A 23,600-nucleotide genomic window follows, 5' to 3' on the forward strand; every position below is an offset into this window, starting at 1 on the left:
CGGGTCCGCCGCCACCGCCGGGGCGGACCCGGAAACCGGCCGCTATGCCCTTGCGTCTGTCGTGTCCCGTACGGAATCGTCCGCGGAGGTCAGCAGTGACACATACGCGCCGAAGGAATCGGCGAGGCTCGCCAGCAGCCGCTTCCCCTTTTCCGCGGAGCCCAGCGAAGGACGGCCTATGACACCCGAATCGGTATAGGCGGACATACCGAGGGTCAGCAGATGACGGCGGTCGTCCGCCACGAAATCGGAAGTCTCATAACCGGGTCGGATCAATTCGGGATGAGCGTGCAGAAGGATGGAGGTCTCAATTTCCCCCGCGTGCATGTCGGTGAGCAGCGAGGTCTCCACCCCCGCCCGCTCCCGCGCCGCCTCCCAGTCCTCCGGGGCCGGGAACAGCGCCATCCGTTCGCCGCGCGCGGAGGACTCCTGAACGACATTGCCCAGTACGTAGTTGCCGCCGTGCCCGTTGACCAGCACCAGGACGTCGACGCCGGACCGGCGGAGCGAAGCCGCTATGTCCCGTATCACCGCATGAAGGGTCACGGAGGAGATGCTGACGGTCCCCGGCCAGGCCGCGTGCTCGTGCGAGCAGGAGATCGTCACGGGCGGAAGGAGGTGCACCGGGTGCACTGCGGCGATCTCGCGCGCGATGGCGCAGGCCACGAGCGTGTCGGTGGCCAGCGGAAGGAACGGGCCGTGCTGCTCGAAGCTCCCGACGGGAAGGACCGCGACCTGTCGTGAGACGCCCGCTCCTCGCGCCCGTACGTCCTCGGTGGTGTCCGCCGGCACCAGCGAGTGGGCCGCCGGCTGCGTCTGCGAATCACTCATCTTTTTCCGGCCTTTCGTCTCTGCTTAGGAACTGAAGAATCATGACAGAAAAAATTGGTGTCCTCGGCAAGAAGTCCGCACAGCGGACGCAGCGTTCCGGTGTGGAACGCGTGGTGAATGCCCCCTTGCCCACCGTGTACGGGGAATTCCGCGCGATCGGTTACCTCGACCACGACCGCGGTGACGAGCAAGTGGCCCTCGTCTACGGTGAGATAGGCACGGAGGACGTGCTCACCCGGCTGCACTCCGAGTGCCTGACCGGCGACGCCTTCGGCTCCCAGCACTGCGAGTGCGGAGACCAGCTCGCGTCCGCGCTGCGCGCGGTCGTCGCCGAAGGACGCGGCATCGTCGTCTACTTGCGGGGCCACGAGGGCCGCGGCATCGGCCTGCTCGGCAAGCTGCGGGCGATGGCCCTGCAGGCGGAGGGCCTGGACACCGTCGAGGCCAACCTCGCGCTCGGTCTGCCGGTGGACGCCCGCGACTACGGTGTCGCCGCGGAGATCCTGCACGACCTGGGGGTGGCGAGCGTCCGCCTGATGTCCAACAACCCCCGCAAGCGGGAGGCGCTGCTGGAGCACGGCATCAAGGTGGCCGAGCAGGTTCCGCTGCTGATACCGCCGTGCGAGAACAACATCACGTATCTGCGCACCAAGAGGGAGCGGCTCGATCATCATCTGCCGCATCTGGACGCCGTGGCGCACCTGTCCTGATACCTGGACGGGTCGGCTGGGAAGGGTCGCGAAGAGAGTGCCGCAATCGGTCGTCGGGCGGCTGCTACGCCGTTGTGGCTGGTCGCGCAGTTCCCCGCGCCCCTGAGGGCGTTGTCCGGCTCGTAGGCAGGAAGGTGAGGCCGTGAACACGCACGCGAGCGTCGTCGTCATCGGGGGCGGGGTGATTGGGACCAGCGTCGCCTATCACCTCGCCCGCGCCGGCGTGCGGGACGTCGTGCTCGTAGAGCGGGACGAGTTGGGCTCCGGGTCCACCTCGAAGGCGGCCGGCGGGGTGCGGGCGCAGTTCTCCGACGAGCTCAACATCCAGCTGGGGGCGCGCAGTCTGGAGGCGTTCGGCCGGTTCGAGGAGGAGACCGGGTACGACATCGGGCTGCACCGGGTCGGCTATCTGTTCCTGCTGTCGACCCCGGAGGAGGTCACCGGGTTCGAGGCGAGCGTCCGGCTGCAGAACTCCCTCGGCGTGCCGAGCCGGATGATCGACCCCGTCGAGGCGCGCCGGCTGTCCCCGCTGATCACGACCCACGGACTGCTGGCCGCCGCCTTTTCCCCGGACGACGGCCACTGCACCCCCGAATCCGTCGTCCAGGGCTACGCGTCCGCCGCCCGCCAGTACGGCGCGCGGATCTTACGGCACACCGATGTCACCGGCATCGAACGGCACGGCGACCGGATCACCGCCGTGACGACGACCATCGGGCGTATCACCACCGACACGGTCGTCTGCGCGGCCGGCGCCTGGTCCCGGGCCGTCGGCGCGATGGCCGGCGTGGACCTGCCGGTGGTGCCGCTGCGCCGCCAGATCGCGGTCACCGAGCCGGTCGAGGGGCTGCCGCCGCACCTGCCCATGACGATCGACTTCACCACGAGCCTCTACTTCCACCGCGAGGGCCCGGGCCTCCTGCTTGGCATGTCCGACCCCGACGAGCGCCCCGGTTTCGCCACCGACACCCACGACCGCTGGATCCCCCGCCTGGCCGAAGCCATGGAGCGCCGCGCCCCCGCCCTCCTCGACCTGCGCCGCACGGGAGGATGGGCGGGCCTGTACGAGGTCACCCCGGACCACAACGCGCTGATCGGCGAGGCGACTTCCGTGTCCCGTTTTCTGTACGCGACCGGCTTCTCCGGCCATGGCTTTCTTCAGGGACCGGCCGTCGGCGAGGTCGTCCGCGACCTGTACCTCGGCCGCGTACCCTTCGTGGACGTCAGCCCCTTGAGCGCCGGCCGGTTCGCGGCCGACGCCCCGCGCCCGGAGGCCAACCGCGTATGACCGAGCTCCATCTGTGGCTGCGCCACGAGGTCCGTTCCACCGAGCGACGCACACCGATCGTGCCGGCGGACGCACGGCGGCTCGTGGAGAGCGGGGTGACGCTGACCGTCGAGGAGTCCCCGCAGCGGATCTTCCCCGTCGAGGAGTACGAGGCGGCCGGCTGCCGGATCGCGCCGGGCGGCTCGTGGGTGTCGGCCCCGGCGGACGCCGTCGTCATCGGGCTGAAGGAACTCCCGGACCACCCGGCTGAGCTGACGCACCGGCACATCTACTTCGGGCACGCCTACAAGCAGCAGCCCGGCGCCGCGGACCTGCTCCGGAGGTTCGCGGCCGGGGGAGGGGTGCTGCTCGACCTGGAGTACCTGGTGGACGACAGCGGCCGCCGCCTCGCCGCCTTCGGCTTCTGGGCCGGTTACCTGGGTGCCGCCCTGGCCGCCCTGCAGCACCGGGGCAGGCTCGTGGCGCCGCTCACGCCCACGACGAAGGAGGAACTGGACGAGCTCCTCCGGCCGGCCGCGGGCGACGAGGACTTCACCGCGCTCGTGATCGGCGCCCTGGGCCGCAGCGGCCGGGGCGCGCGCCTCGCGTTCCGGACCGCCGGGGTCGAGGCGACCGCCTGGGACCTCGCCGAGACCCGCGACCTCGACCGCCCCGCCCTGCTGGCGCACGACGTGATGGTGAACGCCGTCCTCGCCACCAGCCCCATCCCGCCCTTCCTCCGCGAGCAGGACCTGGACGACCCCGCGCGCCGGCTGCGCACCCTCTGCGACGTCACCGTCGACGTCGGCTCCCCGCTGAACGTTCTCCCGATCTACGACCGCACCACCGACTGGACCGACCCCGTCCGCCGGCTGCGCAAGGAACCCCCGCTCGACCTGATCGCCATCGACAACCTCCCCTCCCTCCTGCCCCGCGAGTCCAGCACCGACTTCTCCTCGGCGCTGCTGCCCCACCTGCCGGCGTTCGAGACGGGCGGACCGTGGGGGCGCTGCGGTGAGCGGTTCCGCCAGGCCTGCCGTGAACTCGGCATCGACGAAGGGGAGTCGCGTCATGTCTGATCTCTCCGCCCGGGTCCCCGCGTCCGGCACCGTCCACTGGGTCGGCGCCGGACTCTCCACGGGCAGCGGTCTGGCCCGGCTCTGCGATGCGGCCGACCGGGTACGGCTGTGGCACCGCACCGAGAGCCGTGCCGCCGACGCACTGGCCCGGCTGGACCTCACCGGACGCGCCGAGCCGCGGGCGTACACGCTCCCCGCGCTCACGGCCGAACTGGCCCCCGGCGACATCGTCGTATCGATGCTGCCCGCTCCCGAACACGCCGGGATCCTGGCGGCCTGCATCCGGCAGACGGCACACTTCGCCTGCTCCAGCTACGTGTCGGACGAGGTCGCCGTCCAGGTGCCCGCGGCCGCCGCGGCCGGGCTCGTCGTCCTCACCGAGGCCGGCCTCGACCCGGGCCTCGACCACCTCTTCGCCCACTGCCTCATCGGCCGTGCCCGGGAGGCCGTCGGGGACGAAACGGCCGCCTCGTACACCCTGACCTCGTACTGCGGCGGTGTCCCCGCCGTCCCCAACGACTTCAGGTACCGCTTCAGCTGGGCGCCCGCCGGCGTGCTGAACGCCCTGCGCTCACCGGCGCGTTACCTTCAGGACGGTGCGGAGACGGTCGCCGAGCGTCCGTGGGAGGCGACCCGTCGGCATGTCGTGGACGGGGAGACGTTCGAGGTCTACCCCAACCGCGACAGCGTTCCGTTCATCGGGCAGTACGGGCTGCCGCCCGCCTGGAAGCCGCGGACCTTCGTGCGCGGCACGCTGCGTCTGGAGGGGTGGCTGCGTGCCTGGGACGCCGTCTTCGAGGAGCTGAAGACCGGTGACGACGCCCGGATCGCCGCGCTGGCAGGGGAGTTGGCGGCCGCGTACCCCACCACGGACGACGACCGGGACCGTGTCGTGCTCGCCGTGGCGCTGGACGTGAGCGGCGGGAACGGGCGGACGTGGTCCGGCAGTTACCTCCTGGACCTGGTGGGGGACGCGGAGGAGAGCGCGATGGCCCGCTGTGTCTCCCGCCCCCTCGCGCTCGGTGTCCGGCACATCCTCGACGGCTCCCTTCCGGCGGGCCTGAACCGGGCCGCCGAGACGGCGGCCCGCTCGGAGGAGTGGTTGCGTGAACTCGCCCTGGAGGGGGTGGAGTTCACCCTGCGCGTGGACCGGTGACGGTTCAGTCCCGGATGACGGCCTCGTGCACGAGCCGCTTGAGGTCCTGGAACACCGTGTGCGAGGACTTCGGCCGCACCTGCGTCATGAACTGCACCGTCAGATCGCGGACCGGGTCCACCCAGAACGTCGTGGTCGCCACGCCGCTCCAGCCGTACGTGCCGAGCGTGGACGGGGCCCTGGTACGGCTCGGGTCGATCACGACAGAGACGCCGAGGCCGAAGCCGATGCCGTCGTTGCCGGGCTCGTCATGGGCGGGGCGGCTGCCGAAGGCGCGCAGATCGGTGCCGCCCGGGAGCTGGTTGGACGTCATCAGGTCCACGGTTTCGGGGGCCAGCAGCCGGGTGCCGTCGAGTTCGCCGCGGCGGCGCAGCAGCTCCATGAAGCGGTGGACGTCGTGCGCGGACGCCGCGAGACCGCCGCTGCCGGACAGGAAACGGGGGCGGCCGTGCAGCGGGAGGCCCGGGATCGGTTCGATACCGCCGTTCTCTGTCTCGCCGTACAACTCGGCGAGCCTGCCCGCCTGTTCGTCGCTCACGCAGAACCCGGCGTCGGTCATCCCGAGCGGCCCGAAGATCCGCTCGGCGAAGAACTCGTCGAGCGACCGCCCGGACACGACCTCGATGACCCGGCCCAGGACGTTGCTGGCGACCGAGTAGTTCCACTGCGTCCCCGGCTCGAACTGCAGCGGCAGGCTCGCGTACACGTCGACGGTCCCGGCCAGGTCGGAGCCCGGCAGCACCGCCGACTCCAGGTTGGCGTCGCGGTAGAGGGCGTCGACGGGATGCGTGTGGTAGAAGGCGAACGTCAGTCCGGCGGTGTGGGTCATCAGGTGCCGGACGGTTATCGGCCCGTCGGCGGGGCGGGTCACCATGTCGGCGCCGGATCCGCTGACGTACACCCGAGGCTCGGCGAAGGCGGGCAGGTGGCGTTCGAGCGGGTCGTCGAGCGACAGCCTGCCCTCCTCCACCAGCAGCAGCGCGGCGACCGAGGTGACCGGCTTGGTCATGGAGTAGATCCGCCACAGCGTGTCCGCCTCGACGGGCAGCCCGGCCGCGAGGTCGCGGTGGCCGTGCGTGGCGAGGTGGGCGACGCGTCCACCGCGGGCGACGGACACCAGGTAGCCGGGCAGCCGCCCCTCGTCGACGTAGTGGGCGAAGTGCTGGTCGAGGCGGTCCAGCGCCTTCGCGTCCAGTCCGGCCTCGCCCGGGTCGACCTCTTGTGTCAGCAGTGCCATCGCTCTCCTCCGAATGCGTGCGACGAGGATGCGCTCCGGCATACCCCGCCGGAACGGCCTCTGACCTCATCGTCGCGCAGGAACACGTGTACGGTCCTTCGATTGCCCATGATCGTCGATCGTCGTTCCGGGCCGCCCCGGAAGCGCACGGCCCGGCACCGCACCGGCCAGGGCGAGGGCGGCGAGGACGGTCAACGGCAGCGCAGGCCCGCCACCCGGCCCCATGAGCGCGGTCGCGGCGGCCACGCCCAGCACCGGTCCGACGTTCATCGCGGTCTGCTGCAGCCCGCCCGCCACGCCTGCCGACTTCACGGCGGCCTCCCGTACGACGACATGGGTGGCCGCCACCATCACCGTGCCGAACCCGGCCCCCATCAGGGCGAACCCCGCGCACAGGGCAGGAGTGGCCGACGCACGGGAGAGGACGAGGATCCCCAGCGCGAGGACCACCGTCGCGGCCACGGTCGTACGGCGGGCACCGGCCCGGCGCAGCAGCACCGCGCACGAGGGCGCCGCCACGACCATCAGCAGGGCCAGCGGCAGACTGCGCAGGGCGCTCTGGAAGGGGTCCAGGCCGAGCGTGTCCTGCAAGAGGAACGTGCCGGCGAACAGCGCGCCGGACAGCGCCGCCGACGCGGCCACCAGCATGCCGAGCGCCGAGCCGACCGCCGCCGATCCGACGAGGTCCGGCGGCAGGAGGGGGTCGGCCGTACGCCGCTCGTGCCGGACGAAGGCGGCGCCGGAGGCCGCGGCGGCCGTCGCTGTCCAGACCCACCCCGGCAGCGCGACGAGGGCGTGGACCAGGCAGGCCAGGGTCACCGCGAGCAGCAGGGCGCCGGGCATGTCCAGCCGGGCGGGGGAGGGGGCGTCCGGGGGCCGCACGGCGAGGGCGAGCCCGCCGAGGACGAGGGCGGGGACGACGTTCAGGAGGAACACCACCCGCCAGCCCGGCCCCGCCACCAGCGCACCGCCCACCACCGGCCCGACTGCGGCCGCCACGCCGATCGCGGCGGTCCGTACGGCGATCGGCGTCCGCAGCCGGTCGGCCGGGAACGCGGCCCGCAGCATCCCGAGCGTGGCCGGCTGCAGCAGCGCCCCGAACACGCCCTGCACGACCCGCAGCCCGATCACCCAGCCGGCACCGGGCGCCAGGGCGATGCCCGCCGAGGCGGCCCCGAAGCCGAGCATGCCGAGGCCGAAGACCCGGTGGTGCCCGTACCGGTCGCCGAGCCGCCCGGCGAACACCAACAGGCTCGCCACCACGATCAGATACCCGGTGCTGGTCCACTGGACCTCGGCGAAGGAGGCGCCCAGGTCGCGCTGCAGGGCCGGCTGGGCCACGGTCAGGACGGTGCCGTCGAACGCGACGATCACGGCACCGACGACACTGCTCGCGAGAGTGAGCCGCGGGTTCACTCGCCCTCCGGCCCGAGGTGTGCGTCCAGGACCGACCGCAGCAGGGGTACGAAGTCGTCGGCGCCCGTGGCGAGTTGAAGACTGCCCCAGCTCCACAGCTGGGCGGTCCCGTGCAGGCTGGCCCACAGCGCGCCCGCGACGAGCCGGGCGTCGGCGTCCGGGCGGGCTCGACCGACCAGGTCCACGAGGCGGCCGAACAAGGGGAGGCTGGTGTCCCGCAGCCCCAAGTGCCCGCTCTCCAGCAGGTCATGACGGAACATCAACTCATACATGCCGCGATTGCCCAGCGCGAACTCCAGATAGACGCGCCCCAGCGCGGTCAGCCGGGCCCGTGGGGCGGCCGTACCGTCGCCGTCGGCGGCCGTCGCGCGCCGGGCGAGTTCCTCGAAGCCGCGGCGGGCGATCGCCGAGAGCAGCTCCAGGTGGGTGGGGAAGTAGCGGCGCGGGGCGCCGTGCGAGACGCCTGCGCGGCGGGCGATCTCGCGCAGGGTGAGGGCCTGGGCGCCCTCCTGGGCGACGAGATCCACGCCGACGTCGATCAGCCGGGTCCGCAGGCCCGTATCGGGTTCGTGCACTGACATAGACACTGTCTACCAGGGAGTGGTAGACAGTGTCTACTCGATGGTGTCCGGCGTGGGAATGCCCGGGCTGCTCGGCAGGGTTGATCCAGGCATGACTGAGGACGCCACCCAGAACGCACTGCTCGCGCTGCTGTCCGAGATCCGCGGCGGGGTGCTCGTCACCCTCAAGCGCGACGGCCGGCCGCAGCTGTCGAACGTCAGCCACGCCTACTACCCCGACGAGCGGATCATCCGCGTCTCGATCACCGACGACCGCGCCAAGACCCGCAACCTGCGCCGGGACCCCAGGGCGTCGTACCACGTCACGACCCCCGACCGACGGGCGTACGTCGTCGCCGAGGGTACGGCCGACCTCACGCCGGTCGCGGAGGATCCGTACGACGCCACGGTCGAGGAACTCGTCCGGCTCTACCGGGACGTCCTGGGTGAACATCCGGACTGGGAGGACTTCCGGGCGGCCATGGTGCGGGACGGGCGGCTGGTGCTGCGGCTGCGGGTGGAGCGGGCGTACGGCATTCCGAAGGGGAGCAACCGGGGCTGAGTCTCCGTCACCTGCCGTGTGTGCCGCCAGGGTTGATCCACTGTGAGCGGCACGTAGACAGGGATGGGCGGTGCGGCATGGTGGATCCGGTCTCGCTGGGCGCGATCGCGGCGGTCCTCGGAGCGGTCGGATCGGGCATGGCGAACGAGGCGGGCAAGTGGGCGTGGGAGTCGGCGGGCGGGCTGGTGCGCCGGATCACCGGACGGGAAGTGGCCGCCCCCATGACCCCTCGCGAACTGGACGACGTGGCCCGCCTGGTGCACGAGAGCGTGCGAACGGACCCGCAACTCGCCCGCTCTTGGGCGCAGTTCGCCCGCGGTGTACGGCTTCCCGGAGCGTCCGGCGGCCTCGACCGCCCCTGTCTGCCCGCCGCACCCCGTTCCTTCACGGATCGTCAGCAGGCCCTGAAACTCCTCGACAAGGAGGCGGCCCCGCCCTTCGAGGGGTGCCCGAGACTCGCCCTCCTCCACGGCCCGAGGGCATCGGCACCAGCGCGCTCGCCCTTCACTGGGGCTGGCGGCAGACCGCCCGCTTCCCCGACGGGCAGGTGTACGCCGACCTGGGCGCCCTCGCCCCCGACGCGGTCCTCGCCACGCTGCTGCGCCGACTCGGGCTGCCGGACGAGGAGATACCCCCGGCCGCAACGGACCGCGCCGATCTTTTCCGCCGCTGACGACGAGGAGCACCTTGCGGGTCTCCCCCCGCGTCGCCTACCGCGTCGCGTCGTCCCCGACCGGCACCCGTATCCACCCGGCCCCCGCCACGTTCCCGTCCGCCTCTCGTCCCCGATCGAGTGATCCGGCAACGATGGTCAACGCCGACTCCGCGCGACACGTCACCTTGGGCGACTGTCAGTGGCGGGCAGTACGGTCCTGGTATGGCAGCCGTATTCGATCTCACGCTTGACTGCGCGGACGCACAGCGCCTCGCCACGTTCTGGAAGACGGCGCTCGGGTATGTCGACGAGCCGCCGCCGACCCCCTTCGCCACCCGCGAGGAGTGGCTCGCCCAGTTCGACCTGCCGGAGGACGACTCCGAGGACGACGGCGCCTGGCTCTGCGATCCGGAGGGCGTCGGTCCCCGTCTGTCCATCCTGAAGGTGCCCGAGCCGAAGACGGCGAAGAACCGGCTTCACATCGACATCCGGGTACCGGGACACGGCAGCCCCGAGGAGCGGGCGGCGCGCATATCCGAGGAGTCCGAGCGCCTCGTGCGGGCGGGCGCGACCGTGCTGACGCCGTTCGACGGGCATCACGTCGTGATGGCGGACCCGGAGGGCAACGAGTTCTGCGTCGCAGCGGCCTCCGCATGAAACGGCCCCCGTCATCGCCGCCGGAAGATCAGCGTGTGCGGGCCGCTCCACCCGCGACCGCGGCAGCGGAATCGGTGTCCGCCTCCGCGGACGCCTCCTTCACCCAGGCTTCCAGACACATGACGAACTCGGTGGCCCGGTCCGCCCAGTTGAGGTCGCAGCGCGCCGCCTCCCAGCCCCGTACGGCCGCGCGCAGGCGCATCTCCGGGTCGGTGCGAAGACGCCGTACGGCCTGCGCCGCCGTGGCCGGGTCCTCGTACGGCACGACGAGACCGCAGCCGTAGCGCTCTACGAGGCCGACTGCGAGCGGGGTGGGTGTGGTGACGAGGGGGACGCCGTGGGCCATGTACTCCACGGCCTTGGTGGGCCGTGAGTGGCGGTAGTTGGGCTGGTCGTGGAGGAGGGAGAGTCCGGCCAGGGCACCGGAGAGCAGCTGCAGGGCGCGGTCGTTGGGCAGGTACCCGTGCCAGCGCAGCACGCCGTCCCGGTCGGCCTCGGCGAGCGCGTCCCGCACCTCGGGGTCTGCCGCGCCGATCACCTCGACGTGGATGTCCGGCACCAGCAGCCGTGCCGTCTCGATGAGCTCCAGCGCGCCCCGCGCCCTGGAGAGGTGCCCGAGATAGACGACCCGGTCGTCGCCCGGCGGCTCGGGCGGCTCGGGCGGGACCGTCGTCAGGTTCGCCACCACGGGATGCGGGCGGCGAAAGCGCCGCTGATAGGCGTCCTCGGCGAGCAGCAGCCGCAGATGCCGTTCAGCCAGTCGTTCCGCGGACCGCACGGCCAGGCGCAGCGGCGGTCGCAGCGGCGGTGGCACCCAGCGCTTCATCACCAGCGCCGCCGCGGTGTCCTCGTGCACGTCCCACACCGTGACCGGGGCGCGTCCCTCGCGCCGCCATCGGCGCAGCGTGCCTGGCAGGGCGAGCAGCAGCTCCGGGTCGTGCAGCAGGACGACGTCCGCCTGGGGGCCGCGCTCCGCGAGCAGGGTGCGGGCCGCACGCAGTGCCGTCCGGCGGTCCCGGCCGGCGGCCCGGGGCAGGTCCACGCCCTCGACGTACGGGCGTGGCGCCACCTGGCGGGCGGCGAACGGCGCGGCGTACACGATCCGGTGACCGCGCTCCCGCAGGGCGGCGATCTCCCGGTGCAGGATCCGGGCGTCCTCGGGGTGGTGGACGACGGTGACGACGAGTATCCGCATCAGAGCAAGCACCTTTCGACTGCCCCGAGTCCTGTTGCGCCGAGATCCGCTGCCCCGAGATCCGCTGCCCCGGGATCCGCTGCCCCGGGATCCACTGCCCCGGGACCCACTGCCCCGGGATCCGCTGCCCCGGGATCCACCGCCCCGAGACCCACTGCCTTGCGGCCCACTGCCCCGAGAAACGCGCCGGTCACAGCACCTCGACGTCGGGCCGGAAGATCCGCCCCCGGGTGTCGAACAGCAGGCGGGCCGCGTCGCCGAGGGCCGGCAGGTCGTAGGCCGAGTGGTCCTGGAGCAGGATCGTCAGGTCGTGCTCGCGCACCGCCGCCATGACGTCGCCGACGCGCGGGACGCCCACCCCGTCCACGGACCACAGCTTGATGTGCGGGTCGTGGAAGGACACCTCGGCCTCCCGCTCCCGCAGCAGCCGTGCCACCGGCACCGCGGGCGACTCCCGCTGGTCCGCCACGTCCGGCTTGTAGGTGACCCCGAGCAGCAGCACCCTGGAGCCGCGCAGCGGCCGGCCGGCGGTGTTGAGGAGGTCCTGGGCGCGGCGCACCACGTACTCCGGCATCCGCCGGTTGATCTCCTGGGCGAGCTCCACGAACCGGAACTCGTAGCCGAGCGACGAACGCACCTTGTACGACAGGTAGTTGGGGTCGATGGGTATGCAGTGCCCGCCGACGCCGGGACTGGGCCGGAACGCCTGGAAGCCGAAGGGTTTCGTGCCGGCGCAGCGGATCGCGTCCCACAGGTCGACGTGCAACTCGTGGCTGATCACGGCCAGTTCGTTGACCAGGGCGATGTTCACATGCCGGTAGGTGTTCTCCAGCAGCTTGGCCATCTCGGCCTCGCGGGTGCCCTTCGCCTGGACGACGGTGTCGACGAGCTTGCCGTAGAAGGCGACCGCACGCGCCGCGCACGACGGGGTGCAGCCGCCGACCACCTTGGGTGTGGTGCGCAGCCCGTGCGTGGTGTTGCCCGGGTCGATGCGCTCGGGCGAGAAGGCCAGCGCGAAGTCGGCGCCGGCGCGCAGCCCCGACTCCTCCAGGAGCGGCCGTACGACCTCCTCGGTGGTGCCCGGATAGGTGGTCGACTCGAGCACGACGAGCTGCCCGCGCCGCAGCCGGCCCGTCACCGTGCGCACGGCGGCCTTGACCGCGCTCAGATCGGGCCCGCCGTCCTCGCTGAGCGGGGTCGGCACACAGATCACCACGGTCTGCGCACGGGCCAGACAGGCGTCGTCCGTGTACGCCATGAAGCCGGCCGCCCGCATCCGGCGGACGTCCTCGTCGGAGACGTCGTCGACATGGGAGTGGCCGGTGTTGAGCGCCTCCACGATCCGGGGATCGCGGTCGAGCCCCACCACCCTCAGTCCGATCGACGCCGCCTCACGCGCGAGCGGCAGTCCGACGTATCCCAGCCCGATCACCGCGAGTTCCACGGTGTCGGGCCGTTCTGCTTCCCCGAGCGGTTCGCTCGCTTCCCCGAATGGTCCGGTCCGGTCGACCTGCATAGGGACTCACCCGCCTCAAGGCATCCAAGGGCGCGGTACGCGTCACGGGTTGTGGCGGCGGCCCGCTGCCAGGTGCGGTCACGCGCGACCATCGCGCGGGCGGCTGCTCCCCACTCAGTCCGCCGCTTTTGACTGTAAATGAGCATTTCGAGTTCATCAGCCCAGGATTTTTGTGAGTTATCCGGAATTAGTCGTCCGTTAACCTCCGGTTCGACCAGCTCTCTGAGCGCGGTGACGTCACTCGCCACCACCGGGACACCGCTCGCCATCGCCTCGACCGGCTTCAGAGGCGTCACCAGACGGCAGACGCGCTCGTCGGTGCGCGGCACCGCGAACAGGTCCAACACGGCGTAGAAGTCGCGCACTTGGGCGTGCGGCACCCGCCCGGTGAACAGGGCGGCCCCGTCGTCCAGGCCCAGCCGGGCGGCCAGCCGCTCCAGCGCGGGCCGCTCGGGTCCGTCGCCGACGATCAGCAACCGCACCGGGACGCCACGCCGACGCAGCTCTTCACCCGCATGGAGCAATGTGCCGAGCCCCTCGTGCGGGGTGAGACTGCCGACCGTGCCGACGACGAACTCCTCCGGCGCGATCCCGAGCCGGGCACGCACCGGCGCCCCGTCCGGCAGCGGGGCCAGGAACGCGTCGTCCACGGCGTTCGGCACGATGAGAACCCGTTCCTCGGGCACCCCGCGCCCCACGATCTCGGCCTTCATCGCCTCGCCCAGCGTCAGCACCAGATCGGCCTCGCGCATGCAGTACGTCTCCAGAGCGCGTCGCGCACGGTACGTCTCGTCGTCCCGGCTGCGCCCCGCCGCCTGCGTCAGCCAGGTCTCCTCCAGGAAACCCCGCACCTCGTAGACCACCGGCAGCCCGTAGGTCTCCCGCAGGGCGAGCGCCACGCGCCCGTTGCCGTGGTCGGTCGCGGCATGCAGTACGGCGGGTCGCAGCCGTTCCACCAGCCGGGCGGCCAGGTCGGCGTTGCGTGCCAGCGCCGCGGCCTGCCCGTACGGCAGCCGCAGCGGCAGCAGCCGGTGCTGCGGCACCCCGCCCACGCGCTGTGACGGGCGGGCGTCCAGCACCCCCTGGGTCACGGGGAAGCCGATCCGCGTCACGACATGCGGGTCCAGACCCGCCGCCAGCTGTGCCTCGGTCAGCTTCTGCGTGCGCACGGTGTAGCCGGCGTGCCGGAACGGCAGCCCGTTGGTGACCAGATGGAGCACCCGGCCCGGCACGGGGCGAAAGCGCCGACCGGCGGGCGCGGGCACCCGCGCGGCGGACGGCACCGCCACCGGCCCCGCGCTACGGGCACGCCCGGCGAGCCGCACTTCGACCGGCCGCAACCGACGCCGGGCCCGCCCCGGCAGCAGGCGTACAGCAAGCAGAGCCGCCCTCAACGGGTCCTGGCGCAGTTCGCCAACGGCCACCGAGGCCGCCAGACTGAGGGCACGAAGAACATAACGGGACATAACGCAACGGTAGGCCGCAACGCCGAGCAACGGCCCACCGACGGCCGCTGTCCCGACGACACCGGCATGTGGCGCCCCGCAGGCGACCGAGCCATCAAACGGAGGGCACGATGAACGGCTGCGTACTCCACGTCGTCGGCACCCGCCCCAACTTCGTCAAGGCCGCACCAGTCGTCGCCGCCCTGCGCACGGCAGGCTGCGCCCAGATCCTCGTCCACACAGGCCAGCACTACGACGCGCGAATGTCGGACATCTTCTTCCGGCAACTCGGCCTGCCCGAACCCGACACCGACCTCGGCGTCGGCTCCGGCAGCCACGCCCGCCAGACCGCCGACCTCCTCGTGGCCCTGGAGAGCGAACTGACGGCCCGCGCACCCGCCCTGGTCACGGTGTACGGCGACGTCAACTCGACGCTGGCCGCCGGCCTCGTCGCCGCCAAGCTGGGCATCCCGGTGGCCCATGTGGAGGCCGGGCTGCGCAGCTTCGACATGACGATGCCGGAGGAGGTCAACCGGCGTCTGGTCGACCAGCTGGCGGAGCTGTTGTTCGTCACGAGCCCCGAGGCCGTCGGCCATCTCGCCCGCGAGGGGGTCGCCACCGAGCGGGTGCACTTCGTCGGCAACCCGATGATCGACACTCTGCTCACCCATCTGGACCATTTCGACCCGGTGACCGCCCGCGCCGCACACCGGCTGCCCGAGCGCTACGGCGTCGTCACCCTGCACCGGCCCGCCAACGTCGACGACCCGGAGGCCGCCGCGGCCGCCGCCCGCGTCCTGACCGAGGCCGCCGGCCATCTCGACCTGGCCGTACCGCTGCACCCACGCGGCGGTGCGGCGCTGCGGGCGGCGGGCCTCGGGGAGGCGCCGGGCGTCCATCTGCTCGAGCCGCTCGGCTACGTCGAGTTCATGAGCCTCGTGCGCGGAGCCGCCGCGGTCATCACCGACTCGGGCGGCGTCCAGGAGGAGACGACCGTCCTGGGTATCCCGTGCCTGACCCTGCGCACGACGACCGAACGCCCGGTCACGGTCACCCACGGCACCAACCGGCTGGTCACCCACGGGGAGTTGGTGCCCGCCCTGCGCAAGGTGCTGGACGGCGGGGGAGCCGCGCCGGGGGAGGGGCCACCGCTGTGGGACGGCCGGGCGGGCGGCCGGATCGCGCACGTCATCACCGGGTGGCTGGAGCGCCATGGCTGACGACACGCGGCCCTACGACGTGCGGCCGTACGACGGCATGCGGCCGTACGACGAGACCCCGCCGTACGACGACACCCGCACCTACTGGGACACCCGTCACGCCGACCACGACGACCTCGCCTCCGGCGCGCACCTCGGGCTCGACCGTGAGAGCAACGAGATCTTCTACGCCCAGCGGCTCGGCACGCTGCTCTCCCTCATCGGTGACCTCTCCAGCCCTGCCGCCCCGCTGTTCGTGCTCGACGCCGGCTGCGGCAAGGGGTACTTCGCCCGTGCCCTGGCCCGTTGCGGGCATCGGGTCGACGCCTTCGACACGAGCCCGACCGCGGTCGACCACGCCCGCGTCGAGGGCGGCGGCCCGCGCTACGCCGTCGCCGCGCTCGACGAGTGGCGCAGTCCCTGGCCGTACGACATCGTGGTCTGCGTGGACGTCCTGTTCCATGTGCTGGACGACCACGAGTGGGCGGCCGGACTGCGCAACCTGGCCTCCCTCGTCCGCGTCGCCGGCCGCCTGATCGTCACCGACGAGGACACCGCCGACCGCACCCCGCGCGGTGACTACGTCGTGCACCGCCCGACCGCCGCCTACCGCGCCGAACTCGAGCCGCTCGGGCTGCGGCACGTCCTCTTCAGCCCGTACGGCTTCCGGGAGGACCGGGTCGGCTTCCACGTCTTCACGAGGACCCGCTGATGCGTCTGACCGACCTGCTCCATCCGCACCTCGACGGCGTCACGACGGTGGTGGACACGACCCGCGGCGGCCTGCGCCTGGAGCCCTACCTGCACCTGCCCCCGGGTGTCGCCCTGCACGGCGACGACGAACAACCGATCGGCGAGGGCGAGTTGGCACTCCTCTCCTACGGACCCGACCCCGAGCTGCACGGAAGCGAGGACGCCTGTCGCGCCGTACTGGCACGGATGCGGCCCGGTGCACGCGCGCTGATCGTGTTCGGCCACCGTGCGGCCGACCTCCCCTACCACCGGCTCCTCGACACTCTGGTGGCCCACCGCTGCCAGGTCCTGCGCGCGGCACCCCTCGACTACGTCCACCTGCACGCGGGCGCGGTCCTCGCGCGCACTGACGAGCTCCTGCCGCCGCACGACTTCTTCGGTCGGCCCGTCCCGTCCGACGGTCACGCCACGGCGCTGCGGATCGCCGACGAGTACGTCTTCGCCGACCTCGCCTCCCGGTCCCTGCGCGCCCGGGTACTGGACTTGGAGGAGACCGTCGAGGAGGCGGAGCGCGCCCGGGGCGCCGCCGGCCAGGACGGGATCGCCGAGCGGCTCTCCGCCGCCGTACGGGAGAAGGAGCAGCTCGCCGCCGCGTTGCGGGCCGCCCGGGACCGGGTCGAGGTGCTGCAGGCGCGCGTGGCCATGCTGGAGGGGTCCACTTCGCTGCGGGTGGGAAAGGCGCTGGTGTCGGCCGCACGGTCGCCGAAGCGGGGGGCGGCCCGGCTGCCGGGGGAGCTGTACGGACTGTGGCGCGGGCGGCGTCGATCGGCCGCTCCCGCATCGGAGAGCGCGCCGAAGGGCCGGGCCGAGCCGGACGTGTCCCTCGACGGCCGTTTCCATCTCGCCCATCGCGCCCTGACGGCAGGGCCCCGCGACCGTCTCGTCCTCGCCGGTGTGCTCACCCCCGCCACCGCGGAGGACTTCGCGGCGGACGTCGTCGTCAACCGGCTGCTGCCGCACGACGGGCGGCTGCTGGTGCAGCGCACCGACCCGGATGTGCTCGTGGTGCAGCTGAGTGCCTGCACCGGTGACGGGCCCTGGTGGCTGACCGGCACCGGCCTCGCCCCGGACCTGGACCGCACGCTCGCCGAACTGCTCGCCGAGACAAGGGTCCTGGGCCGGTCGGCCGTGCTGTGGCGGGACGCTCCCGCCTCCGCCGCGCCCGGGCTCGCCCGGTTCGTCTGGGACGCCGTGCTCGACGCCGACACCGGCGTACGGCTCGCCCGGCTCGACCCGGCGGTGGAGGGCCGGGAGCGGCTGCGCGAGGCGTTCCGGTCGGACAGCACCCGGGTACGGCTGGCGCAGCTGGCGCGGCGGGCCGGTGCCCCGGATCCGGTGGACGAGCGGCGCGTCGCCGTACTGGCCGCGCCCCGGGACCGCACCGACGTCGCCCGGCTCGTCGGCCAGGTGCTCGGCCAACTGCACCGCCCGGCCGAGGTCGTCGTGCCCGATCCGGCGGGGCTCGACGAACTCACCGCCGCCGGAGTGCCGGTACGCCGAGGGCAGCCCCGGGCGCCCTGGGTCGCCGACTGGACGGACCTCACCGAGGACCGGCCCGACACCCTGCTGCTCGACCTGATGTGCGCCCAGGAGTACTCCGGCGCGGACGCGGTGGGCCACACGCCGGCTGCCGACGACTACGTCTTCGTACCGTCGCTGCACCCCCTGCTGGTACGCCGGTCGCTGCACCTGTCCGGCACGGCACCGGACACGTGGGCCGCTCAGGGACACCGTCTGTTCGCCGTGCGCGGGAAGGAGCCGTCATGAGCCGCATGGGGGAGTTGTCATGAGCCGCATGCTGCGGGCGCTCGTCTACGGCGACGTGGACCTCAACCTCATCGACGGCTCCGCCGTGTGGGCCCAGTCGACGGTGCAGGCCCTGTCCCGGGCGGGCTGTGCGACCCGGCTGGTCCTCAAGTCGCCCGTCCGCACCGGCCGGTTGACCGATCCGCTGGCCGAGCTGCCCGGGGTCACCCTGGTGAGCCCGCACGAGGAGCGGCTGCTGCCGGGCCTGGGCGACCGGCCCATGTCGCCGGTGCAGGCCGCACAGGTACTCACCCGGCTGGACGAGGACGACCCGTGCGACCTGCTGGTGCTGCGCGGCCGGCGGCTGGTCACGCGGATCGTGGCCGACGGCCGGTTCGACGGGCGGATCTGGGCCTATCTCACCGACATCCCGCAGTCGGCCGCCGAGATGACCGAGGCGGCCCGCACGGACCTCACCCGTATCGCCGAGGCCGCGCACCGACTCCTGTGCCAGACGGAGGAGTTGCGCTGCCTCCTGGAGACCTGGGTGCCGGAGGCGTGCGGCAAGTGTGTGCTGAGCCCGCCCGCCGTGCCCGAGCCGGGCTTCGAGCTGCCGGACCGGGACGGACCGCACGATCCGCTGCGGCTCGTCTACACCGGCAAGTTCGCGCCCCGGTGGAACACCCTGCCCATGACCCGGCTGCCGGAGCTGCTCGCCGAACGCGGTGTTCCCGCCGAACTGCACACCGTCGGCGACAAGATCCACGACGACCCGGCCCACCCGGGCTTCCGGACCGACATGGCGCGGGCGCTGGCCGGCACTCCCGGCGTCCACCACCACGGCGGCCGGCCGCGCGAGGAGGCCATGCGCATCGCCGCCGACTGCGACCTGGGCCTCGGATGGCGGGACCCGGTGCTCGACTCCAGCCTCGAACTGTCCACCAAGGTCCTGGAGTTCGGCGCTCTGGGCCTGCCCGTGGTCCTCAACCGCACCCCGGCGCACGAGGCGTTGCTCGGCACCGACTATCCGCTGTTCGTGCCGGGACGCGCCGGACTCGACGACGCCGCAGAAGCCGTCGCACGCGCCGTCCGTGAGCCGGAGGCGCGGCGCCTCGCGGCCGCCCGCTGCCGCGAGGCCGCCCGGCAGTACACCCTGGACGGCGCGGCCGCCCGCTGGCGCGCCCAGCTCGCGAGGGCCTTCCCCGCCGCACCCACCGAGGTGACGACCCGCCGGCGGCCTCTGCGGGTGGGTGTCGCGGGGCACGACCTGAAGTTCCTCATCCGGCTGCTCGACCACTTCCGTGCGCTGCCCGGTCTCGACGTACGGGTCGACGCCTGGCCGGCGCTGGCCCGCCACGACCCGGACGCGAGCCGGGAACTCGCCGACTGGGCGGACGTCGTGGTCGTCGAGTGGTGCGGCCCGGCCGCCGTCTGGTACAGCCGCCACAAGCGGCGCGGAAGCCGGCTCGTCGTCCGGCTGCACCGCTTCGAACTGGACGCCCCCTGGCCCCGCCAGATCGACATCGACGCCGTCGACCGGGTGGTGTGCGTCAGCCCGTACTACGCCCGCCGCACCCGCGAGCACACCGGCTGGCCCGCCTCGAAGGTCGTGGTGGTCCCCAACTGGGTGGACACCGAGCAACTGGACCGGCCCAAGGCACCCGGCGCCCACCACCGCCTCGGCATGATCGGCATCGCGCCCAGCCGCAAACGCCTCGACCTCGGCCTCGACGTGCTGGAGGTGCTGCGCGCGAGGGACCCGCGCTGGCATCTGTCGGTCAAGTCCAAGCCGCCCTGGGAGTACTGGTGGATCTGGAACAAGCCCGAGGAGCGGGCGCACTACGACGCCGTGCTGCGCCGGATGCAGACCTCGCCGCTGCTCGACGGGGCCGTCGTCTTCGATGCGTTCGGGCCGGATGTGGGTGGCTGGCTGCGGCGGGTCGGGCATGTGCTGTCCACCAGCGACGACGAGAGCTTCCACCTCGCGCCCGCCGAGGGCATGGCGTCGGGCGCCGTACCCTCGCTGCTGCCGTGGCCCGGGGCGGACGAGATCTACGACCGGCGGTGGATCCACGACAACCCCGAGGCGATGGCGGAGGCGATCGCCTCGCTCGGCGAGGACGGCTGGCGGTCCGCCGGGGAGCTGGCCCGCACCCAGGTACGGGAGGGTTTCTCCCTGGAGCGGGTCGCGGAGGCCTGGACGGAGCTGCTCGTGTCGGGGTGAAGGACACAGCTGCGCGTGCCGGGGTGAAAGACGCAGCTGCTCGTGTCGGGGTGATGCCCGAGTCCCCGGAGCCGTCATGGCATCCGGGGACTCGGCGGGGGCGCGCAGGATCGGCGCGGGGTCAGGCCGTCACCGTCTCCGGCTGCGCGGCCTCCGGGGGCGTGCGCTCGCCGAGCTGCTCCGTCGGGATCCTCGCGGTCTCGCGGGCCGAGAGGGCGGCCACGACCGGCGGCACGCACAGGGCCGCCGTGAACAGGGCCACCGCGGACCAGTCGTCGCCGTTCGGGCCGGCGATCTGTGCGGCGAAGGTGACCGCGAAACCGGCGACCGCGAAGCCGATCTGGGTGCCGATGGCCATGCCGGACAGCCGGACGCGGGTGGAGAACATCTCGCCGTAGAAGGAGGGCCACACGCCGTTCGCGGCGCTGTAGACCACACCGAAGGTGACGATGCCCAGCAGCAGGGTCAGCGGGTAGGAGCCGGTGGAGATCGACCACAGGTAGAGGAACATCGTCACACCGCTGCCGGCCGCACCGATCAGGTACACCGGGCGGCGGCCGATGCGGTCCGACAGCGTGGCCCACAGCGGGATCGCGGCGAGGGCGACCAGGTTGGCGAGGGCGCCGACCCACAGCATGGAGGACCTGCTCATCCCGACCGCGTCGCTCGTGGCGTACGACAGCGCCCACACCGTGAAGATCGTGCTGACCGAGGCGACCAGCGCACCGGCGATCACCCGCAGTACGTCCGCCCAGTGCTCCCGCAGCAGCACCGCGAGCGGCAGCTTGGCCACGCCCTCGGAGGCGGCCTGCTGCTCGAAGGCCGGAGTCTCCTCCAGCTTGCGGCGGATGACATAGCCGACGACGGCGACCGCGATGCTCATCCAGAACGGAACCCGCCAGCCCCACGACAGCAGCTGCTCCTCCGGCAGCGCGGCGACCGGGATGAAGACAAGGGTGGCCAGCAGCTGTCCGCCCTGGGTGCCGCTCAGCGTGAAGCTGGTGAAGAAGCCGCGCCGGTGCGGTGGCGCGTGTTCCAGGGTCATCGAGTTGGCGCTCGCCTGCTCGCCCGCCGCCGAGATGCCCTGCAGTACCCGGCACAGCACCAGCAGGACGGGCGCCAGGGTGCCGACCTGGTCACGGGTCGGCAGACAGCCGATGAGGAACGTCGACACGCCCATCAGGATCAGCGTGAAGACCATGATCTTCTTACGGCCCACCCGGTCCCCGAAGTGACCGAGGAACAGCGCGCCGATCGGACGGGCCGCGTAGGCCACACCGAACGTGGCCAGCGACAGCAGAGTGGCGGTCGCCGGGTCGGACTCGTCGAAGAAGACCTCGGGGAAGATCAGCGCGGCCGCGCTGCCGTAGATGAAGAAGTCGTAGTACTCCAGAGCGCTGCCGATCCAGGCAGCCGTGGCCGCCTTCTTCGGCTGGCCGACGGGGGTGTCGGGGACGGACACAGGGGTGCTCCTTCGAGGGGACTCCAACATACGTGGAGTGAGCGGAGAGGAGAGGTGCCGGATCCCTGGGGTGACGGGTCGGCCGCGCCGGGTGCTACCCGGCTAATTAACCCACTGGATAGTTAGTAGCGGTTGGCTACGGATGTTGCGCCGACGTTTCCCGGGTGTCAAGAGGTCGTGCCGAAGGGACTTGCCGCGCTCAGTCCGCCGCCCGCTCCGCGGTCAGGTACGCGATCACCATGTCGCCGAGCATCGCGCGGTAGTGCTCGCGCTGCGCCGGATCCACCAGGTCGCGGCCGAACAGGGCGCCGAAGGTGTGCCGGTTGGAGACTCGGAAGAAGCAGAAGGAGCTGATCATCGCGTGCAGGTCGACGGCATCGACGTCGGCCGTGAACAGGCCGGACTTCTGCCCCGACTCCAGGATCCGGCGGATCACGTCCAGCGCCGGTGAGCCGATCTTGCCCAGCTTGGCGGAGGCGGCGATGTGCTCGGCCCCGTGGATGTTCTCGATGCTGACCAGGCGGATGAAGTCGGGGTGCTGCTCATGGTGGTCGAAGGTCAGCTCCGCCAGGCGCCGGATGGCCGCGACCGGGTCCAGGTGCTCGACGTCGAGCTGCTGCTCGGCCTCCCGGATCACGCCGTACGCCCGCTCCAGGACGGCCGTGAACAGCTGCTCCTTGCCGCCGAAGTAGTAGTAGATCATCCGCTTCGTGGTCCGGGTGCGGGCGGCGATCTCGTCGACGCGGGCGCCGTCGTAGCCGGCGCGGGCGAACTCGTGCGTCGCGACGTCGAGGATCTCGGCCTTGGTACGGGCGGCGTCACGGATCCGTCCGCCTGTTCGTGCCGGCTCTTCGACGCTGGTCATCGGCTTCCTTCGGCGAGGGGTGAGCGCTCCCCGGTGGCCCACCCGCGTGCCGGTGATTGTAGAAGCCCGCTCGCCTCGTGTGGCGGGACGGCCCTTCCCAATCCCGGGTGCCGCCTGCTATGACTAACTCACCAGTTCGTACATTAGTGACCCGCTCAGGAGGTCCCGGTGGCCAAGGACGCCAAGGACTCGTATCTCGTCGGGTTGATCGGTTCCGGCATCGGCCCGTCGCTCAGCCCCGCGCTGCACGAGCGGGAGGCCGGCCGGCAGGGCCTGCGCTACCTGTACCGGCTCATCGACATCGACGCGCTCGGCGTCCCGCCCGAGGCGGTGGGCGACCTGGTGCGGGCCGCCCGTGACCTGGGCTTCGACGGGCTCAACATCACGCACCCGTGCAAGCAGCTCGTCATCGGGCACCTGGACGCGCTCGCCCCGCAGGCCGAGGCGCTGGGCGCGGTCAACACCGTCGTCTTCGAGGACGGCCGGGCCGTCGGCCACAACACCGACGTCACCGGCTTCGCCGCGTCCTTCGCGCGCGGGCTGCCCGACGTGCCGCTGGAACGGGTCGTGCAGCTGGGCGCCGGGGGAGCGGGGGTGGCTGTCGCCCACGCCATGTTGACGCTCGGTGCGGAGCGGGTCACCGTCGTCGATGCGGTGAGCGACCGAGCGGTTGATCTCGCCGGGGCGCTGAACCGGCACTTCGGTGCGGGACGGGCGGCTGCCGCCGGGTCCGACCGGCTCGCCGAGCTGCTGGCCGGCGCCGACGGCATCGTGCACGCCACGCCTACAGGTATGGCCGCGCACCCAGGCTTGCCGTTTCCCGCGGAGCTGCTTCATCCCGGGCTTTGGGTGGCCGAGGTGGTCTATCGACCGCTGGAGACGGAACTGGTGCGTGCCGCCCGGGCGGTTGGCTGCGCGACCTTGGACGGGGGTGGGATGGCTGCGTTCCAGGCGGTGGATGCCTTCCGCTTGTTCACGGGTCGTGAGCCCGACAGCGTGCGGATGCTGGCGGACATTGCGGAGATGGCCGGTGCTGCGGAGAGCTCGGTGGGCGAGGCGGTATGA

General features: G+C 72.3%; 21 protein-coding genes. 12 read left to right on the forward strand and 9 right to left on the reverse strand.

Translation table 11 applies throughout. From position 1 onward, the window contains the following. Positions 1-42 precede the first annotated feature (42 nt). The gene (locus tag ACZ7L6_RS01795; protein ID WP_471919955.1) at positions 43-831 is read right to left on the reverse strand and encodes a creatininase family protein; all 789 of its coding nucleotides are present in this window, start codon (positions 829-831) and stop codon (positions 43-45) included. A 41-nt stretch (positions 832-872) separates the two neighbouring features. Here ACZ7L6_RS01795 and ribA point away from each other — a divergent pair, with 41 nt between their 5' ends. From ribA to ACZ7L6_RS01815, 4 genes are all read left to right on the forward strand, one after another. Then, positions 873-1,541, forward strand: coding sequence for a GTP cyclohydrolase II (gene ribA / locus ACZ7L6_RS01800; RefSeq protein WP_471919956.1), 669 nt, complete (start codon positions 873-875; stop codon positions 1,539-1,541). A 142-nt stretch (positions 1,542-1,683) separates the two neighbouring features. Continuing rightward, positions 1,684-2,829, forward strand: coding sequence for an NAD(P)/FAD-dependent oxidoreductase (locus tag ACZ7L6_RS01805; RefSeq protein WP_471919957.1), 1,146 nt, complete (start codon positions 1,684-1,686; stop codon positions 2,827-2,829). Next, positions 2,826-3,887, forward strand: coding sequence for a saccharopine dehydrogenase (locus tag ACZ7L6_RS01810; RefSeq protein ID WP_471919958.1), 1,062 nt, complete (start codon positions 2,826-2,828; stop codon positions 3,885-3,887). Before ACZ7L6_RS01805 ends, ACZ7L6_RS01810 begins: the two co-directional genes overlap by 4 nt. Beyond that, positions 3,880-5,043, forward strand: a complete 1,164-nt coding sequence (locus ACZ7L6_RS01815; protein ID WP_471919959.1) for a saccharopine dehydrogenase family protein — start codon at positions 3,880-3,882, stop codon at positions 5,041-5,043. The genes ACZ7L6_RS01810 and ACZ7L6_RS01815 overlap by 8 nt, the downstream gene beginning before the upstream one ends. A 4-nt stretch (positions 5,044-5,047) precedes the next feature. Here the strand turns inward: ACZ7L6_RS01815 and ACZ7L6_RS01820 are convergent, their stop codons facing one another. From ACZ7L6_RS01820 to ACZ7L6_RS01830, 3 genes are all read right to left on the reverse strand, one after another. Further along, positions 5,048-6,280 (reverse strand): serine hydrolase domain-containing protein, encoded by a 1,233-nt coding sequence (locus ACZ7L6_RS01820; RefSeq protein ID WP_471919960.1) that lies wholly within the window; start codon positions 6,278-6,280, stop codon positions 5,048-5,050. A gap of 66 nt (positions 6,281-6,346) precedes the next feature. After that, the gene (locus tag ACZ7L6_RS01825) at positions 6,347-7,696 is read right to left on the reverse strand and encodes an MFS transporter (RefSeq protein ID WP_471919961.1); all 1,350 of its coding nucleotides are present in this window, start codon (positions 7,694-7,696) and stop codon (positions 6,347-6,349) included. Further along, entirely contained in the window at positions 7,693-8,277 is a 585-nt protein-coding gene (locus ACZ7L6_RS01830; protein WP_471919962.1) for a TetR/AcrR family transcriptional regulator, read from the reverse strand. The genes ACZ7L6_RS01825 and ACZ7L6_RS01830 overlap by 4 nt, the downstream gene beginning before the upstream one ends. 91 nt (positions 8,278-8,368) lie before the next feature. On the opposite strand from ACZ7L6_RS01830, the gene ACZ7L6_RS01835 reads away from it, so the two are divergent. The 3 genes from ACZ7L6_RS01835 (at position 8,369) to ACZ7L6_RS01845 (ending at position 10,130) form a co-directional block, all read left to right on the forward strand. Then, the gene (locus tag ACZ7L6_RS01835) at positions 8,369-8,818 is read left to right on the forward strand and encodes a PPOX class F420-dependent oxidoreductase (protein WP_471919963.1); all 450 of its coding nucleotides are present in this window, start codon (positions 8,369-8,371) and stop codon (positions 8,816-8,818) included. A 445-nt stretch (positions 8,819-9,263) separates the two neighbouring features. Next, positions 9,264-9,491, forward strand: coding sequence for a hypothetical protein (locus ACZ7L6_RS01840; RefSeq protein WP_471919964.1), 228 nt, complete (start codon positions 9,264-9,266; stop codon positions 9,489-9,491). 204 nt (positions 9,492-9,695) lie between these two features. Further along, positions 9,696-10,130, forward strand: a complete 435-nt coding sequence (locus ACZ7L6_RS01845) for a VOC family protein (protein ID WP_471919965.1) — start codon at positions 9,696-9,698, stop codon at positions 10,128-10,130. 28 nt (positions 10,131-10,158) lie between these two features. Here ACZ7L6_RS01845 and ACZ7L6_RS01850 read toward each other — a convergent pair whose 3' ends face one another. The 3 genes from ACZ7L6_RS01850 to ACZ7L6_RS01860 form a co-directional block, all read right to left on the reverse strand. After that, positions 10,159-11,325, reverse strand: coding sequence for a glycosyltransferase (locus tag ACZ7L6_RS01850; protein WP_471919966.1), 1,167 nt, complete (start codon positions 11,323-11,325; stop codon positions 10,159-10,161). 190 nt (positions 11,326-11,515) lie between these two features. Then, positions 11,516-12,769, reverse strand: coding sequence for a nucleotide sugar dehydrogenase (locus ACZ7L6_RS01855; RefSeq protein WP_471919967.1), 1,254 nt, complete (start codon positions 12,767-12,769; stop codon positions 11,516-11,518). Next, the gene (locus ACZ7L6_RS01860) at positions 12,754-14,307 is read right to left on the reverse strand and encodes a glycosyltransferase family 4 protein (RefSeq protein ID WP_471919968.1); all 1,554 of its coding nucleotides are present in this window, start codon (positions 14,305-14,307) and stop codon (positions 12,754-12,756) included. Before ACZ7L6_RS01860 ends, ACZ7L6_RS01855 begins: the two co-directional genes overlap by 16 nt. Positions 14,308-14,417: 110 nt before the next feature. On the opposite strand from ACZ7L6_RS01860, the gene wecB reads away from it, so the two are divergent. From wecB to ACZ7L6_RS01880, 4 genes are read left to right on the forward strand one after another with little or no spacing between them, the layout of a single operon-like run. Further along, complete coding sequence (wecB, locus tag ACZ7L6_RS01865; protein ID WP_471919969.1) at positions 14,418-15,506, forward strand: non-hydrolyzing UDP-N-acetylglucosamine 2-epimerase; 1,089 nt, start codon at positions 14,418-14,420, stop codon at positions 15,504-15,506. Next, entirely contained in the window at positions 15,499-16,197 is a 699-nt protein-coding gene (locus tag ACZ7L6_RS01870; RefSeq protein WP_471919970.1) for a class I SAM-dependent methyltransferase, read from the forward strand. Before wecB ends, ACZ7L6_RS01870 begins: the two co-directional genes overlap by 8 nt. Continuing rightward, complete coding sequence (locus ACZ7L6_RS01875; RefSeq protein WP_471919971.1) at positions 16,197-18,005, forward strand: hypothetical protein; 1,809 nt, start codon at positions 16,197-16,199, stop codon at positions 18,003-18,005. Before ACZ7L6_RS01870 ends, ACZ7L6_RS01875 begins: the two co-directional genes overlap by 1 nt. A 19-nt stretch (positions 18,006-18,024) precedes the next feature. Next, positions 18,025-20,208 carry a glycosyltransferase gene (locus tag ACZ7L6_RS01880; RefSeq protein ID WP_471919972.1) on the forward strand — a complete coding sequence of 728 codons (2,184 nt, stop codon included), beginning with the start codon at positions 18,025-18,027 and terminating at the stop codon, positions 20,206-20,208. Between the two features lie 121 nt (positions 20,209-20,329). Here the strand turns inward: ACZ7L6_RS01880 and ACZ7L6_RS01885 are convergent, their stop codons facing one another. Both ACZ7L6_RS01885 and ACZ7L6_RS01890 read right to left on the reverse strand, forming a co-directional pair. Further along, positions 20,330-21,670: an MFS transporter gene (locus ACZ7L6_RS01885; RefSeq protein WP_471919973.1), complete on the reverse strand. Its 1,341-nt coding sequence runs from the start codon at positions 21,668-21,670 to the stop codon at positions 20,330-20,332. 199 nt (positions 21,671-21,869) lie between these two features. Beyond that, positions 21,870-22,535 (reverse strand): TetR/AcrR family transcriptional regulator, encoded by a 666-nt coding sequence (locus ACZ7L6_RS01890; protein WP_471919974.1) that lies wholly within the window; start codon positions 22,533-22,535, stop codon positions 21,870-21,872. Positions 22,536-22,703: 168 nt separating this feature from the next. Here ACZ7L6_RS01890 and ACZ7L6_RS01895 point away from each other — a divergent pair, with 168 nt between their 5' ends. Further along, a complete protein-coding gene (locus tag ACZ7L6_RS01895) occupies positions 22,704-23,600 on the forward strand; it encodes a shikimate dehydrogenase (RefSeq protein WP_471919975.1) in 897 nt (298 codons plus the stop codon).

The sequence above is a fragment of the Streptomyces sp. NPDC107522 genome, assembly GCF_055657525.1.